We start from the raw sequence: 15,858 nt of genomic DNA, 5'->3' as shown, positions 1-15,858 counted from the left end.
GCCAACCCGGAAATGAAATCAGGGAGTTTGAGAGTGGCACCACTTCGTGTCGGGCTTGTGGGTCTTGGAGAAGTCGCGCAGTCGATTCATCTGCCTGTTCTGGCCGACCAGCGTGATCGCTGGCAAATCGCGGGTGTGTATGACGTGTCGCCAAGCCTGGTGACGCTCATCACCTCGCAATATGCGACGGCAAAAGCCTTCGAAACCGCCGAGGCGCTGATCAATTCGCCTGATATCGATGTCGTCTTCGTGCTGTCGTCCGACGACACCCACAGCCGCTTCGTGCGCGCAGCCATGCAAGCCGACAAGCACATCCTGCTGGAAAAGCCCGCTTGTCTCACGGTGCGCGAGATCGACGAGTTGCTGGCGCTGATGCCGGCCTACAACAAGACCCTGTTCGTCGGCTACATGCGCCGCTACGCGCCGGCCTATCTGGCGGCTCGGGACGAATTGCCTGACCGCGCCGACATCACCCATGTCCGCATCTTCGATCTGATTTCGGAAGGCCGGCATTTCCTCAAGAAGAGCCAGAACGTCCTTTATCCCCGCGACATCGACCCGGCCCTGCTGGCGCGCGGCGCCAGGGAGCGGGACGCGCTGATCCGCGAAGTCGTCGGCGCCGACGCCCCCGCCGACCTGGTGCGCGCCTATCGTGGGCTGACGGCGCTGTCGTCGCACCACATTTCGGCGATGCGCGGGCTCATCGGCGAACCCAAAGGCGTGGTGGCCGCGCATCGCACCAATGGCGGCGCCAACACGTCGGTCACTTTCGACTATGGCCATTTCGCCTGTCTCTATGACGCGGTGGTCGACGATCTCGGCCTGTTCGACGCCATGATCGAGGTTCGCTCCAACACCAGGCGCGTGCGCATCATCTACGACACGCCCTATATCCGCAGCCTGCCGACCCGGCTGGAGGTGACCGAGGCCGGCCCGCTCGGCCCGGTGACGAAAACCCTCGGACCGCTCTATGGCGACGCCTTCTCCAACGAGCTGGAGATTTTCCACCGCCACATCGCGGAAGGCACCAAGCCGCAGACCGACCTCGCCGACTCGCGGCGCGACCTGGCGCTGATGGCTGAGATCATCGAGCGCATGAAGGAGAGCGGCGGAGACTCCTGAGCGCTGCCGGCGGCCGCAGGAACAACACGTTCCGGCAAAGATTGCGTACTGGCTCTTGCCGAAGCCGGCGGCCTCGCTCATCCATGGTGTGCAGACAACAGCCTGGGACCAGTGATGATCGATGCCAGCCTTCATCTCGTCGAAGCAACGATCGGCCAGTTGCGCCGCGCGCTGGATGACGGCCTCGTCACCAGCGTTGAGCTGGTCGCAGCCTATCTCAGGCGCATCGCGCATTTCGATCGCCATGGCATCAGCCTCAACGCGGTTCCCGTGCTCAATCCTGATATGTTCGCGGAGGCGGCGGCTTCCGACCAACGGCGGCGCAACAGTGCCACGCTCGGGCCGCTCGACGGCATCCCCTACACCGCCAAGGACAGCTACAAGGTCAAAGGCCTGACGGTGGCGGCCGGCTCGCCGGCCTTCGAACATCTCGTCGCCAATGAGGACGCCTTCACCATCGCCCGGCTGCGCGCCGGCGGCGCGGTGCTGATCGGCCTCACCAACATGCCGCCCATGGCCAATGGCGGCATGCAGCGCGGCGTCTATGGCCGCGCCGAAAGCCCCTACAATGCCGACTATCTGACCGCGGCCTTCGCATCCGGTTCGTCCAACGGCTCGGGTACGGCAACGGCCGCCAGCTTGTGCGCCTTCGGCCTTGGCGAGGAAACTTGGTCGTCCGGCCGTGCGCCGGCCAGCAACAACGCGCTGGTCGCCTACACGCCGTCGCGCGGCGTCATCTCCGTGCGCGGCAACTGGCCACTGGTGCCGACCATGGATGTCGTGGTGCCGCACGCGCGGACCATGCCCGACATGCTCGAGCTGCTCGACGTGATTGTCGCCGACGATCCAGAGACGCGAGGCGATTTCTGGCGCGCGCAGCCCTGGGTCGCCTTGCCGAAAAGTTCAAAGCTGCGGCCGCAACGCTATACCGATCTCACGCTTGCGGGCTCATTGAAGGGCAAACGGCTCGGCGTGCCCGAAATGTATATCGGCCGTGACAGCGGGGCCGACAAGCCGATCGAAACCCGCGCGTCGGTGCTTGCCTTGTGGGAACAGGCGGCGGCTGACCTGACGAAGCTTGGCGCCGAAGTGGTGGAGGTCGATTTCCCCGTCGTCTCCAACTACGACCGCGACCGGCCCGGCACGCGCACCATGGTCGAGCGCGGGCTGGTGCCGAAAGAATTCGCCGATCGCGAACTCTGGGATCTCTGCATCTGGGGCTGGGACGATTTCCTGCGCGCCAATGCCGACCCGGCCCTGCCCGATCTCGCCTCGATCGACGGTCCAAAGATTTTCCCGCAGCCCCCGGGCACGCTGCCCGACCGCTACGAAGGCGGCTTCGACTTGGCTGAGTATGTCGAACGCGCGAAATCCGGCGTCACACCCTTCAGGGATATTCCGACGCTTGAAGAGGGTCTGAGGGGGCTGGAAGCGACAAGGCGGCTCGATTTCGAGGATTGGCTCGACGCGCAAGGCATCGATGCTGTGGTGCTGCCCGCCGCCGCCGATGTCGGCCCGGCCGATGCCGACATCAACGAAGCGTCCGCCGACCTTGCCTGGCGCAACGGCACCTGGGTCGCCAACGGCAATCTGGTCTGGCGCCATTTCGGCATCCCGACCGTCACTGTGCCCATGGGCACGATGGCCGACATCGGCATGCCGGTCGGCCTCACCTTCGCCGGCAAGGCCTATGACGACGAAAGCCTGCTGCGCATGGCTGGCGACTACGAACGCGCCACGCAGCGCCGCACCCGCCCACCACGCACGCCAGAACTGGCCGATGATGTGTTTTCTGGGCGGACCGGCGGAATCAGCAATAGCGGAAGGCCTGCGCCTGCAATCGCGCTTGTCGCCGAGACACGGACTTCCGGCGATCAGGACGAGATTATCATCACACTCGACCTGCCGGGCGGCGCTGAGGCGGAGAACGCCAACATCAAGGTGCATGTCAACGGAGAGGCGGTGGCGATGCAGCGAAGCGGCACGCGCTTCAGCGGGCGGGCGCTGGTTCCGGCCGCCGAGCACAAGCGGCCCCACAGCGTCTGGCGCGGCTCGTATGGCTCAATCGTGACGGCGGTGGTGCGGCTGGATGATGGGCACAGCGCTGGCGCTTATGTAGTCACCGGCGGCATAGAATGATCAGACCAGTGAAATGTGCAGCGTCCACCGTCGAGTTCCGTCACGCCCCCCTCTGTCCTGCCGGACATCTCCCCCACGAGGGGGGAGATCGGCAGTTTCGGCGCCGGCTCTCTTCCTGTGACATCGGAGATTAGCGAAGGCCGCGATGACAGCCGATCTCCCCCCTCGTGGGGGAGATGTCCGGCAGGACAGAGGGGGGCGCCGTAGGGCGCCGCCGGCTGCTAGCCCCGCGCCGCCCAGAGCAAACCGCGCTCGACAATCAGCGCCATCTCCGGCACCGCGAACTCATCCGCCGTATGCCCAAGCGAACTGTAGAAAACCTTCCCCGAACCATACCGCCGCTTCCACACAACCGGCATGACGACGCCGCCAATGCCCGGGAAATGCGCATCGGTGAAAGTGGTCGTCGCCAGCACCTCGTTGCTCGGGTCGACATGCATGTAATACTGCTCCGACCGGTAGGCGAAATCGCTGATACCCTTGGTGATCGGGTCGTCCGGTTGTGTGATCACCACACGATAGTCGATGATGTTGCCGGGATGCGCGACCCATTGGCCGCCGGTCATGAACTGATAGTCGGGCTCGTTGCGGAAACTGTCACCCATCGTGCCGTGAAAACCGCCGAGCCCGCTTCCCGCGCGAACCGCCTGCGTCAGGTTCTGCAGCTCAGCCTTCTCGATCGTCGACATGGTGATCATAGGCACAATGAGATCGAAGGACGGCAAGTCCGGATCGGCGAACAGCGCCGTGCCCTCGCCCAGCGTGACATCAAACCCGTTGCGCTGAAGCAGCGCGCCGATGACGTTGGCGCTGCGCTCGGGCGTGTGGCCTTCCCAGCCGCCCCAGGCAATCAGGGCCTTCTTTGGCATGCCATGAACCTCCTGAATCGCCCGCCGCGATCGATGGTTACACGGCGCGGCCGTCAGCGCCAGCCCAGGGCCGGCGCGACATGGGTCAGGATCGCCTCGATGACATGGGCGTTGTAGTCGACGCCGAGCTGGTTGGGCACGGTGAGCAGCAGCGTGTCGGCTTCGGCGATCGCCTCGTCCTGCGCCAACTCCTTGATCAGCACATCCGGTTCGGCGGCGTAGCTGCGGCCGAAGATCGCCCGCGTATTCTCCTCGATGAAGCCGATCTGGTCGCGGCTCTCATTGCCGCGGCCGAAATAGGCGCGGTCGCGGTCATCGACCAGCGCGAAGATGCTGCGGCTGACCGAGACGCGCGGCTGGCGCTCATGGCCGGCCGCCTTCCAGGCCTCGCGGTAGATCCGGATCTGTTCGGCCTGCTGGATATGGAAGGGCTTGCCGCTCTCGTCGAATTTGAGCGTCGAGCTCTGCAGATTCATGCCGAGCTTGGCCGCCCATTCCGAGGTCGCGTTGGTGGCCGCACCCCACCAGATGCGCTCGCGCAGGCCTTCCGAGTGCGGCTCGAGCCTGAGCAGGCCGGGCGGATTGGGGAACATCGGCCGGGGATTGGGCTGGGCGAACCCTTCGCCGCGCAGCGTGTCGAGAAAAACCTCGGCATGGTGCCGCGCCATGTCGGCGTCGCTTTTGCCTTCCTGCGGCTGGTAGCCGAAATAGCGCCAGCCATCGATCACCTGCTCGGGCGAGCCACGGCTGATGCCGAGCTGCAGCCGCCCGCCGGCGATGATGTCGGCAGCACCCGCATCCTCGGCCATGTAGAGCGGATTCTCATAGCGCATGTCGATGACCGCCGTGCCGATCTCGATGCGGCTGGTCTTGGCGCCCACCGCCGCCAGCAGCGGGAATGGCGAGGCGAGCTGGCGTGCAAAATGATGCACGCGGAAATAGGCGCCGTCGGCGCCCAATTGCTCAGCCGCGACGGCAAGATCGATGGACTGCAGCAGCGCGTCCGAAGCCGAGCGCACCTGCGATTGCGACGAGGGCGTCCAGTGCCCGAATGACAGGAAACCGATTTTTTTCATGGCCCTGAAGTATATGCGAGCGGCACGTGCTTCAATGCCAAAACAGCGGGGTTACACACCGTCGCCTTGGCCACGACGAAAGTACGCGATACCAAAGTGCGCCATACCCAGGGGGTGAGCACCGTGGAGGGTGGAATGCTGAAGGGGACCCGCATCGTCGAGATCGAAGCGCTCGGGCCGGCGCCTTTCGCCGGCATGCTGCTCGCCGATCTCGGCGCCGAAATCATCGTCGTCCATCGCAAGCAGGCGCCCGTGCCAGGCCTTCCCGAACGCTCGCTGCTCGATCGCGGCAAGCGCTCCATCGCGCTTGACCTCAAGGATGCCGACGATGTCGCCTTGCTGATGCGCCTGATCGCCACCGCGGATGGGCTGATCGAGGGATTCCGGCCCGGTGTCATGGAGCGTCTCGGGCTCGGCCCGGATGCCTGCCTCGCGGCCAACAAGCGGCTGGTCTATGGCCGCATGACCGGCTGGGGCCAGGACGGACCGCTCGCCCAAACCGCCGGCCACGACATGAACTATACCGGCGTGTCCGGCGCGCTCTGGTACGCCTCCTTGCCGGGCGAGCCGCCCATGGCGCCGCCGACGCTGGTCGGCGACATTGGCGGTGGCGCGCTCTATCTGGTGATCGGCATGCTTGCCGGCATCATCAACGCGCGCGCGAGCGGTGAAGGCACCGTGGTCGACGCAGCGATCGTCGACGGTTCGGCCCACATGATGAACCTGCTGATGGTGCTCGGCCAAATCGGCGGCCTCTCAGCCGAGCGGGGCACCAGCCTTCTCGACGGGCCGCATTGGTGCCGCGTCTACCGCACATCCGATGGCGGCTTCATCAGCGTCCAGTGCATCGAGCCGAAATTCTATGCCCTGTTCCTCGACCGGCTTGGCCTCGCCGTCGATCCGCAATTCGCCAACCAATTCGATCGCAATCTCTGGCCGCAGCTCGGCAGCCGGCTGGCGGCGATCTTTGCTGCAAAAACCCGCGACGAGTGGACCAGCCTGTTCCAGGGCTCGGACGCTTGCGTCTCCCCGGTGCTCAATCCGTGGGAAGCAGCACAGCATCCGCACATGGCCGCGCGCGGCTCCTGGCTGACGGTGGACGGCACCCTGCAGGCAGCCGCTGCTCCGCGTTTTTCCGGATGGGCGCAAAAGACGCCGGCCAAGAGCCCCGCACGCGATGACCATGGCGCGGAGATCTCGCGCCGAGCTCGCGGATCCAGCCAAAAGCCATTGAAATCAGTTAGGCAGCACCCAGATCAGCGAACACGCAGCCCTTGCGCGTCGAAGATGCGCGTGCGGCCGGGCAGGAAGCGCAGCGTGATCGTCTCGCCGAAGCGCGGCTGGTCTTCGCGCCGTTCGGCCACCACCGTTTCGCCGCTTGGCAGCACGCCGTGCACATAGGAGGTCGATCCCAGGCGCTCGGTGACATCGACGGCAAGCATGAGCTCGACGCCCTGCTTTTCGTCGAGATGCTCCGGCCTGATGCCCAGGGTGACGTGCTGGCCACCGACGAGCCGCGTCGTGAGATGCGAGACGTCGACCCTGGCGTCGCCGACAAGCACGGCTTTCCCGTCCTCGGCCACGCTTGCCCTCAGGAAATTCATGCGCGGCGAACCGATGAAGCCGGCGACGAAGGCATTGTCGGGATCGTCGTAAAGCGACAGCGGCGTGCCGATTTGCTCGATCTTGCCGGCCTTGAGCACGACGATCTTGTCGGCGAGCGTCAGCGCCTCGGTCTGATCGTGCGTTACATAGACCATGGTGCGGCGGATCGACTGGTGCAGGCGCTTGATCTCGGCGCGCAACTCGGTGCGCAGCGCCGCATCGAGATTGGACAGCGGCTCGTCGAACAGGAACAGCCTGGGGTCGCGCACCAGCGCCCGGCCGATAGCGACGCGCTGGCGCTGGCCGCCGGACAACTCACGTGGTTTGCGACCCAGCAAGGGTTCGATCTGCAGCAGCTTTGCCACCGCATCGACCTTCTCGCCTGATGTCTTGCGGTCCAGTCCGCGCATCTTCAGCGGGAAGGCGATGTTTTCGGCCACCGACATGGTCGGATAGAGCGCGTAGGACTGGAACACCATGGCGACATCACGCTCCCGCGCGGGAAGATTGGTGACGTTGCGGTCGCCGATGACGATGGTGCCGGAATCGATCGGATTGAGCCCGGCAATCGCATGCAGCAGCGTCGACTTCCCGCAGCCCGACGGCCCGAGCAGCACGACGAAGGACCCCTCATCGACCTCGACCGAGACATCGTCCAGCACGTTGACCGCACCGTAGGATTTCGACACCGACCGTATAGACAAATTCGCCATCGTATCCCCTCAGCCCTTCACGCTGCCCAGCGTCATGCCGCGCACGATCTGCCCCTGCACCAGAACGCCAAGCACGATCATCGGCAGCATGATGAGCGTGGCGGCGGCCGTCAGTGCGCCCCACTGGATGCCCTGGAAGGTCAGGAACGAGGTGATGGAGACCGGCAAGGTCTGGGTGTCGCGGCCGGTCAGCACCAGGGCGACAAAGAACTCGTTCCAGGTGAACAGCACGCACAGGATCAGCGTCGCCACCATGCCGCCGCGCGCCGCCGGCAGATAGACATGCCAGAACACGCTGAACTCGCGCGCGCCGTCGACGCGGGCCGCATCGCGCAACTCCTTCGGGATGTCGTCGAAGAAGGTGATCAGCAGCGATATGGCGAACGGCACATTGACGAAGGCGTAGGCGGCGATCAGCAGCCAGTGCTGGTTGAGCGCGCCGATCCGCGTCGCCAGATAGTACATCGGAATGACGAACAGCAACGCCGGCGCGATACGCAGGCTGAGGATGAACTTCTCCTTCGAACGGCGCAGGTCGCCCGGCTGCTGCGCCAGCCCGTAGGCGGCGACCGAGCCGGTGGCCACCGCCAGCGCACTGGACAGGATGGAGATGATGAAGGAGTTGGCGAAGGCGCTGAGGAAGCCGCGATTGGCGAACACCGTACGGTAATTGTCGAGCGTCGGGCTGAACAGCCAGACCGGCGGGATGGCGAAGGCATCGCGCGTCGTCTTGAACGAGGTCACCACAACCCAATAGAGCGGGAACAGCACCGCCAGCAAAAGCATGAGCAGCCCGACATAGAAAACCGCGCGCCGGCCCATCAGCGCTCTCCCGCTTTCGGAAACAGAACACTGTACATGGTCAGCAGCGCGACATTGGTGAAGATGGTCAGGATGACGGCGATGGCCAGCGCATAGGAAATGTCGAAATTGGTGAAGGCGACGATGTAGCCGTAGTAGTTCAGCGTCTCGGTCGACAGCGCCGGCCCGCCGCGCGTCATGATGTAGAACAGGTCGAAGGCCTTGATGCTGTCGATCGCCCGGATCAGCGCGACGATGGCGAGCGCCCGGCGCAGCATCGGCAGCAGCACATACCAGGTCACCTGCCATTCGCGCGCGCCGTCGACCCTGGCCGCATTGAGCGGATCGGTGGGCGCTGATTCCAACGCCGCCATCACCAGCAGGATGACGAAGGGCGTCCACTGCCAGATGTCGGCGATCAGCACCGAAAACAATGCGAGTTGAGGACTGCCCAGCCAGTCGACCTGGGACAGTCCGGCCAGCGACAGAAGATAATTCGCCATGCCGGTGGCGGGATCGAACAGGAAGCGCCAGGTCAGGCCGACGACGACCGGCGTCATGATGATGGGCACCAGGAGCAGCGTCCGCACCAGCCGCTTCATGGCGAAGTCGCGGTCGAGGAAGAGCACGACGGCAAGGCCGAGCGCGATCTCGATCACCGTCGCCAGCGTCGTGAACAGCACCGTGCGCCACAGTGCGGCCATCGCACGGGGATCGCCGAAGAAGCGCAAGTAATTGTCGAGGCCGACAAACTTCTCACGCCCGGCGCGCATCAGCGACAGATCGTGCAGCGAAATCCAGATCACGAACAGCGTCAGCGCGACCGATGCCACGGTCAGGCAGAGGATGATCGGCTGGAAGAAATGCTTCGTCGGATCCGACGCTGTTGTCGCCACGGTCTCAATCCATCAACTGAGGATTTCGCCCTGCCGCGCACAGGGAGCGCACGCGGCAGGGCACGCCTGCCCACCTAGCGGGCGAGCGCGGCGTTGTTGGCCTCGTCAGCCTCCTTCAAGGCGTCAGCGGCGCTGGCCGTGCCGGCAAGCGCCTTGGAGACGGCGATGCCGGTGTTGTTGATGATCTCGTTGGCCTGTTCGACCGTCGGCAGATATTGCGGATTGCCGGCGTTGATGGCGGCGATCATGCCATCCTTGAAGGCGCCGTAGCGCTTGCCGAAAGCCTCGCTGTTCAGCACCGAAAGCGAGGTCACGCCGGAATTGGGATCGGTCTCGATCGCCTTCAGCTGCTGCTCCTTGGCGGTCGCCCAGGCGGCGAACAGGGCTGCCGCTTCCTGGTTCTTGGATTCGGCCGAGACATACATCGAGTGCACCGCGAGCGAGGACGAGCCGCCCTTCGGCGAGGCGGACTTCATCGGCACCGGCACGTAGCCGACCTTGCCGACCACCGTGGAGACAGTCGGGTCTTCATTGTAGGCGCCGTTGACGGTTGCATCGAGCGTGATTGCCGCCTTGCCCTGCTGGAACAGCAGCCGGTTTTCTTCCCAGCCGAAATTGGCGACGCCGACCGGACCGTAATCCTTCAGCAGCTTGGTGAAGGCGTCGAGTGCGGCGACGCCCTCCGGCGTTGCCAGCGCCGACTTGCCGCCGGCGTCGAGGAACGAGCCGCCGAAACCCCAGAGATAGGCAGCCCAGACATAGACGCCCTGGATGCCTTGCTGGCCGCGCATGGTGATGCCGGCGATCTGCTTGTTGGTCTTTTCGGAAATGGTCTTGGCCGCGTTTTCGATGTCGTCGAACGTCTTCGGCGCGGAGAGACCATACTGCTCGAACAGATCCTTGCGGTACATGACGAAAGTGCTCTCGCCATAGACCGGCAGCCCGTAGACCTTGCCGTCGACAACGTTGGTGTTGAAGTAGCCGGGCACGAAATCGGCCTTGTCGAAGTTCTCCTTGTGCTTGGCCAGGAAGTCGTCGAGCGGCACGACATAGCCCGACTTCACGAAGCCCGGCAGGTAGATGATGTTGTTCTGGACGACATCGTAGCGGCCGGACTTGGAGGAGAATTCGAGCAGTTCCTTGGCCGTGATGTCCTGCTCGGGCACGACTTCGAGCGCCACGTCGATGCCGGTCACCTGCTTGAATTCCGGCAGCAGCTTCTGGATGGCGTCGGTGGTCGGATGGCCTTCGAGCAGCACCGACAATTGCACGCCGTCGAACGGCTTGTCCTGCGCCAGGGCCGGCAGGGCCGTGGCAAGCGCGGCGGCAGCCACGCCAAGCATCAGTAGATTGCGTCTGTTAAGCATTTTTCGTCTCCCATTGTTGGGCCGCTTTGGCCTCGTTTCAAATTCTCTGTGTTTGTCCGAGCACCGCGCTCTAGCCGAGGCGCACGATTTCGCCGCTCTCAGCCGACTGCATCATCGCCAGCGTCAGTTCGAGCGAACGAAGACCATCGCGGCCGCTGGCGATCGGCATGGCGGCGCCATCCAGCCAGGCAAGCAGGCTGCTGAGCTGACGCGCCAGGTCGCCGTCGAGACGGCCGTTGACGACAGGCCAATGCTGGGTGTCGATCTCACGCGAAGTCTCATTGCTGGCGTAGTAAAGGCCGCTGTCGCCGCACTGCACCTCGAACGAACCTTCGGTGCCGATCAGCTCCATGCGGGCATCGATCATGTGGCGGGCGCCAGCCGGCAGCGACCAGGCACTTTCGAAATTCACCACCGTGCCGCCGGAGAAGCGCACGATCGCGGCCAGGCTGTCCTGCGTGCCCGACGCACCGAGCAGAATGTCGGTCTGCTGGGCATAGACGGAAACCGGGTGTTGCCCTTCGAGCATCCACAGCACCATGTCGACATCGTGCACGGTGACATGCAGCGCCAGCGGCAGTCTGCCGCCATAGCGCTTGGGGCCTTCCGTGCGGGCACTGTTGCGCCGGGCATAGATGTGGATCGGCGCGCCGATCTTGCCTGAAGTCATCAACTCCTTGGCCGCGGCGTAGCGCGGATCGAAGCGCAGGAGATAGCCGATGCCGAGCTTGACCTTGGCCGCCTCGCAGGCGGCGATAATGGCTTGCGCATCCGCGACGGTGGAGGAGATCGGCTTTTCGACGAAGACGTTGATGCCGGCCTTGGCCACGGCAACCGCCGGCGCCAGATGCAGATTGTCGGGCGTACAGATCGAGACGAGGTCGAGATCGCGCTCGCCCGCCAGCAGCGCCTCATGGCTGGCGTAGACCTTGCAGCCCGGCGCCCTGGCGGCAACAGCGCCGGCCAGCTCCAGATTGGGATCGACGATCGCCGCCAGTTCGCAGCCGACCATGTCTGCGAAGATCGCGGCGTGCATGGAGCCCATGAAGCCCGCACCGATAACGGCGACGCGGCGGCGCTTGATCATGACTGGTTCCTCTTCAATTGCGGATTGGCGCTCCACGACGCGACCTGGTCGACGAAGCCGCGGGTGATGGCGTCGGGCCGCGTGATGGCGCCGCCGACGACGATGAAACGGGCGCCGAGTTCGAAGCAGCGGACTGCCTCCTGCGGAGTCCAGATGCGGCCTTCGGCGACAAATGGCAGGCCGGCGCCGGCGAGCTGTTCCATCAGCTGGAAATCCGGCCCGCGCTGCTGGTTGGAGTAAGGCGTGTAGCCGGCCATGGTGGTGCTGATCAGCGAAGCGCCGGCATCGAGGGCGCGCGTGCCTTCGTCGAGCGTGCTGACGTCGCCCATCGACAGGCGTCCCCTCTGCGCGATCGCACCGAACATCGTCTTGAGGTCCGTCGGGCGTGGCCGGTTGGTGGCATCGAGAGCCACGATGTCGGCGCCGGCCTCGATGACCGCCGCCACATTGGCGAGCGTCGGGGTGATGTAGATTTCGGTATCGGCGTGCCGCGCCTTGATCAGGCCGATGATGGGAACGCCGACCTGCCTGCGGACGGCCTCTATGTTCGCGGCACCCTCGATGCGCACAGCGGTGGCACCACCAAGGACGACCGACCGGGCAATGGCGGCAATGTGCTCGGGAGCGTCGAGCGGCATGTGGGATTCTGCCTGGCACGAGACAACCAGCGTTCCATCGAGCTGAGCGAGCACATCGCCTTGCACCTGGGGTTTCTCCTTCGAGCGTTACCCCTGCAATCAAGCGCGGATGAAACTTTTTGTCAAGAAACTATTTTCGATGAAAATTTCCGCCATAGAGCAGCGCGACCCCCAACAGTCCCGCATCGGCGCCGGCCTGCGCGGCAACGATCGGGCGCTGGAAAACGGCTGGAAGCTGCCGGGAACGCGCCTGCAGGGCCTCAATGAAACCTTGCGCAAGCCCGACGCCGCCGCCAACGGCGAAACCATCGATGTCGACGGAAGCCGTCAGGTCTGCAAAGCCGTTGACCAGTGCCTCGACGCCTGTGGCGATCACCCCGGCGGCAACTGCGTCGCCTTGCCTGGCGGCCGCGAACAGGTCGGGCGCGCCAACCGGGCGGCCGAGCCGCTCACTGCCGCGATGGGCGAGTGCTGTGCCCGAGGCGATCGTCTCCAGGCAGCCGCGCCGGCCGCAGCCGCAGATCACGCCGCCGGGGTCGAACATCATGTGCCCGGCATGGCCGGCAAGCCCGGTGGCGCCGGTCTGCAAGCGACCGTCGATCACCAGGCCACAGCCAATGCCGGTCGAAACCGTGAAGAACGCAAAATTGCGAAAGCCGCGGCCGGCGCCGACAGTGAATTCGGCCCAGGCCGCCGCCTGCGCATCGTTGACGACCAGCGGCGGCACGCCGAGCGCCGTTTCGAGCGCCCGGGCCAGCGGATAGCCGTTCTCGATCGGCAAGGTCTGCGGATTGAGCGCGGTCAGCGCGCCGTCGCGGACGATGCCGGTGGTGGCGACGGCGACGGCGTCAGGCGCATGCTTGGGCGCAAGCCCGGCAATCGCCGCGACCAGATCGTCGCCCCTGCCCGTCCTCGGCGTCGCCGTCTGGCGCCTGTCGTGCAATTGGCTGCCGCGCACTTCGGCGGCGGCGATCTTGGTCCCGCCAATATCGATGGCGAAGACCGCACGATCAGAAGCTGCGGTCACTCACGACCTCCGCCGTGCGCCCGAGCAGCGTGAGCCGTGCCGGATCCTGCCGCATCATCTCGGCCGCCAGCGCATCGACGATCAAAAGCTGGCTGATCTTCGACGGAAACGCGCCGCCGGTGAGCGGCGTTTCCGGCCAGGACGCGATCAAAGCGAGGTCGCAGGCCGCGACCAGCGGGCTCTTTGAGCGATTGGAGATGCCGATGACGAAGGCGCCTTGCGAGCGGGCAAGCTCGGCGATGCGCACCGCGTCGATGGTCGAGCCTGAACTCGAAATCACCACCTGCACGGCGCCCTTCTGCGTGGTTCCCGCCGCCATCACCGCCAGATGCGCGTCACCCAGCGCGCGGCTGAGCTTGCCAATGCGGGTCATCTTGTAGGCGAGGTATTGCGCCGTGATCGCGGAAGCAGCGATGCCGAAACAGTCGATCGCCGTCGCCGCCAGCAACTGCCGCGAGGCCGTGGCGATATCTTCGCGGACGATCAGCTGCTCGGTCTCGCGCAGCGAGATGATGGCGGTCTCCACCAGCCGCTGGATGTCGTCGGTCGGCAAGCCGATGTCCCGCGCCCGCTCATCGGTCGCCAGTTCCTTGGCCAGCGCCAGCTTGAAGTCCTGGAAGCCGGTAAAACCCTGGTCCCGGCAGAAGCGCATGACACTGGCTTCGGACGAGGCGGAAGCCTCCGCAAGCTCAGTGATGCTCTGGCGCAAGGTAGCATCCGGCTGCGCCAGCACCGTCTCGGCGACGCGCGCCAATGCTGGCGTCATATCCCCGGCCGCCGCCCTCAGCGAGGCAATAAGCGCATGTGTCATGAATTCCGTCCTTAAAAATGCTCGGCCACCCAGGGCGGCGGTCCGGCAAACAGCTGGTCACACAGACGTATGGCAGCCGCATCGCCGATCACCTGGCCATACTGCGCAAGTCTCGAGGCGCTGCGAAAGCCCGTGAATATCTGCACGAAGGCCGGGGCCTGGACGGCAACGGTCGGGCCGGTCGTCTCGCGGACCTCGACTGCGCCGCCCCTGATCTCGATCTCCAGTGCTGTCTCCGCCGGACCGATGCGCAGTGCCAGCCTGATATCGTCGGCATGGTAGCCGCGCTGGCGCAAGGCAGCGGCCGGGTCGAGCACCCGCAACAGCCATTCCTCCTGATGCGCGAGACGCCAGCCCTTGTCCGGCATCGCCGCCACCAGATCGTCCTGCAGGCCGCCATGCCAGCGCACCACCGGATAGACCGAGCGGAACCTGGCCAGGAACGACAGCAGCCCTTGCGCCGCGTCAGGCGAAGCGGCGTACCAGTCGCGGACATCGAGACGGGCCTCGTCGCCCATATCGAGGATCAGATAGGCCGCATCGCCTTCCGCCAGGTAGGCAGCGAGCGCATCGGTCGGCTCTCGCCGCAGCTCGTTCCAATGCGCGGGGCCACGGCTGAGCAGCCCGGCCTCGCGGCTCGCCTTGATGGCGTAGGCATCGGCAAGCCGTGGATCGTCCAGCTCGACGCGCTCGAAGGCGAGCCTGCTCGCCGCCGGCAGGCTGGCCGTCTCGGCTTCATAGATGATTTCATGCCCGGCGAGCTCGAAGCCGCTCTTGCGGTACACCGGCCGCGTCGAGGCAAACAGTGTAGCGATGGCGGCTCCCTTGCCCTGCGCCTCCGCGCACAACGCGTCGACGAAAGGCACTGCCAGCCCCTGGCCACGACGCTCCGGCGCGATCGCCACATGCGCGATGTTGGCCGCCCGCACCGGTCTGCCATGAAAGACATGCGCCGTCTCGAGCAGCGCCGCGCAGGCCTGAGGATGTCCGCTTTCGCCGCGCAGCAGCCGCAGCGAGTCGAGCCCGACACTGGCGATGTATTCCTCGGATCGTGCCTTGCTGAAGCCGAAAGCCCAGCTCAGCAGGCGCCCGATTTCGGTCGCATCCCTAGCCGTTGCTGCTTCAACTGCGACAGATTTGGAGTTTTTTTTCATACTCGTCTCACGATTGGCGATTTTCATCATATCCTGAAATCGTCAATGCGCAATGGGCAGCAAAACAGCAGCGGCATCGAGCCGTCGCTTATGTCCATAAGCTTTCGTGAGAAGATCGGCCCATGCACGCCAAAGGCAGGTCAGCCGTTCATTTCCCGCAATGGTGGTCGTTGATCTTGTTTATCGCGTTCGCGTCCGGCCCCACCCGGTGGTAGGAACAGGCGCCTGCCGCCGTCGTGAACAGCTGCTGGTCATAGTAGCGAGGACCGCCGAACAGGAAGTCGATGAGATCGTCCTGGGCGGGAACATAGCGTTCTGGCTCGGCCTGGTGGTGGCGATGCTTGCCTCCGGCCAAGGCGGACGAGGACACCACGCAGCCCATCGCCAGGGCAACAGCGCAGATCGCAAACCGTTTCGTCGTCATCGGCAATACCCTCCTGGCCGTTCGCATTTCCACTATAGGCAAAATCACCAGCCGAACAAAGGTTCCTTGGCGACGGTTTGGCCGCCCCGCGATTTGCACGCTGTCATTCGCGGGCCGCCCTCTCCTGAA

The 15,858-nt window shown here is 65.0% G+C and carries 14 protein-coding genes and 2 pseudogenes; 4 read left to right on the top strand and 12 right to left on the bottom strand.

Translation table 11 applies throughout. The annotated features are described in order from the left end of the window. The first annotated feature begins 33 nt into the window (after positions 1–33). The 3 genes and pseudogenes from AC56QX_RS15205 to AC56QX_RS15195 all read left to right on the top strand — a co-directional run. Positions 34–1,122 carry a Gfo/Idh/MocA family protein gene (locus AC56QX_RS15205; protein WP_497117042.1) on the top strand — a complete coding sequence of 363 codons (1,089 nt, stop codon included), beginning with the start codon at positions 34–36 and terminating at the stop codon, positions 1,120–1,122. Between the two features lie 114 nt (positions 1,123–1,236). Next, on the top strand, positions 1,237–3,261 hold the full coding sequence (locus AC56QX_RS15200; protein WP_497117040.1) for an amidase: 2,025 nt from the start codon (positions 1,237–1,239) through the stop codon (positions 3,259–3,261). Between the two features lie 45 nt (positions 3,262–3,306). Next, positions 3,307–3,464, top strand: a pseudogene (locus AC56QX_RS15195) (precorrin-3B synthase); the annotation flags it as partial. A gap of 18 nt (positions 3,465–3,482) precedes the next feature. Here AC56QX_RS15195 and AC56QX_RS15190 read toward each other — a convergent pair. Together AC56QX_RS15190 and AC56QX_RS15185 are read right to left on the bottom strand one after the other, a co-directional pair. Next, complete coding sequence (locus AC56QX_RS15190; protein WP_497117038.1) at positions 3,483–4,130, bottom strand: ThuA domain-containing protein; 648 nt, start codon at positions 4,128–4,130, stop codon at positions 3,483–3,485. 53 nt (positions 4,131–4,183) lie between these two features. Next, positions 4,184–5,206 (bottom strand): LLM class flavin-dependent oxidoreductase, encoded by a 1,023-nt coding sequence (locus AC56QX_RS15185; RefSeq protein ID WP_497117037.1) that lies wholly within the window; start codon positions 5,204–5,206, stop codon positions 4,184–4,186. A gap of 135 nt (positions 5,207–5,341) precedes the next feature. Here AC56QX_RS15185 and AC56QX_RS15180 point away from each other — a divergent pair. Continuing rightward, positions 5,342–6,331, top strand: a pseudogene (locus tag AC56QX_RS15180) (CaiB/BaiF CoA transferase family protein); the annotation flags it as partial. 131 nt (positions 6,332–6,462) lie between these two features. Here the strand turns inward: AC56QX_RS15180 and AC56QX_RS15175 are convergent. From AC56QX_RS15175 to AC56QX_RS15130, 10 genes are all read right to left on the bottom strand, one after another. After that, positions 6,463–7,524: an ABC transporter ATP-binding protein gene (locus AC56QX_RS15175; RefSeq protein ID WP_497117036.1), complete on the bottom strand. Its 1,062-nt coding sequence runs from the start codon at positions 7,522–7,524 to the stop codon at positions 6,463–6,465. Positions 7,525–7,533: 9 nt separating this feature from the next. Continuing rightward, the gene (locus tag AC56QX_RS15170) at positions 7,534–8,346 is read right to left on the bottom strand and encodes a carbohydrate ABC transporter permease (RefSeq protein WP_497117035.1); all 813 of its coding nucleotides are present in this window, start codon (positions 8,344–8,346) and stop codon (positions 7,534–7,536) included. Further along, a complete protein-coding gene (locus tag AC56QX_RS15165) occupies positions 8,346–9,221 on the bottom strand; it encodes a carbohydrate ABC transporter permease (RefSeq protein ID WP_497117033.1) in 876 nt (291 codons plus the stop codon). Before AC56QX_RS15165 ends, AC56QX_RS15170 begins: the two co-directional genes overlap by 1 nt. Positions 9,222–9,295: 74 nt before the next feature. Beyond that, positions 9,296–10,588, bottom strand: coding sequence for an ABC transporter substrate-binding protein (locus tag AC56QX_RS15160; RefSeq protein WP_497117032.1), 1,293 nt, complete (start codon positions 10,586–10,588; stop codon positions 9,296–9,298). Between the two features lie 70 nt (positions 10,589–10,658). Further along, positions 10,659–11,675, bottom strand: a complete 1,017-nt coding sequence (locus tag AC56QX_RS15155) for a Gfo/Idh/MocA family protein (protein WP_497117030.1) — start codon at positions 11,673–11,675, stop codon at positions 10,659–10,661. Further along, positions 11,672–12,379: an N-acetylmannosamine-6-phosphate 2-epimerase gene (locus AC56QX_RS15150; protein ID WP_497117029.1), complete on the bottom strand. Its 708-nt coding sequence runs from the start codon at positions 12,377–12,379 to the stop codon at positions 11,672–11,674. Before AC56QX_RS15150 ends, AC56QX_RS15155 begins: the two co-directional genes overlap by 4 nt. A gap of 64 nt (positions 12,380–12,443) precedes the next feature. After that, complete coding sequence (locus AC56QX_RS15145) at positions 12,444–13,340, bottom strand: N-acetylmannosamine kinase (RefSeq protein ID WP_497117027.1); 897 nt, start codon at positions 13,338–13,340, stop codon at positions 12,444–12,446. After that, positions 13,324–14,151, bottom strand: coding sequence for a MurR/RpiR family transcriptional regulator (locus AC56QX_RS15140; RefSeq protein WP_140710033.1), 828 nt, complete (start codon positions 14,149–14,151; stop codon positions 13,324–13,326). The genes AC56QX_RS15145 and AC56QX_RS15140 overlap by 17 nt, the downstream gene beginning before the upstream one ends. Before the next feature lie 11 nt (positions 14,152–14,162). Then, a complete protein-coding gene (locus AC56QX_RS15135; protein ID WP_497117025.1) occupies positions 14,163–15,305 on the bottom strand; it encodes a GNAT family N-acetyltransferase in 1,143 nt (380 codons plus the stop codon). A 148-nt stretch (positions 15,306–15,453) separates the two neighbouring features. Next, complete coding sequence (locus tag AC56QX_RS15130) at positions 15,454–15,729, bottom strand: hypothetical protein (RefSeq protein WP_475458524.1); 276 nt, start codon at positions 15,727–15,729, stop codon at positions 15,454–15,456. Positions 15,730–15,858: the final 129 nt, after the last annotated feature.

This window comes from Mesorhizobium sp. RCAM 06353, from assembly GCF_059683585.1.
The sequence above is the reverse complement of the archived record's forward strand: the minus strand, read 5'-3'. Positions and strand labels throughout refer to the sequence as shown.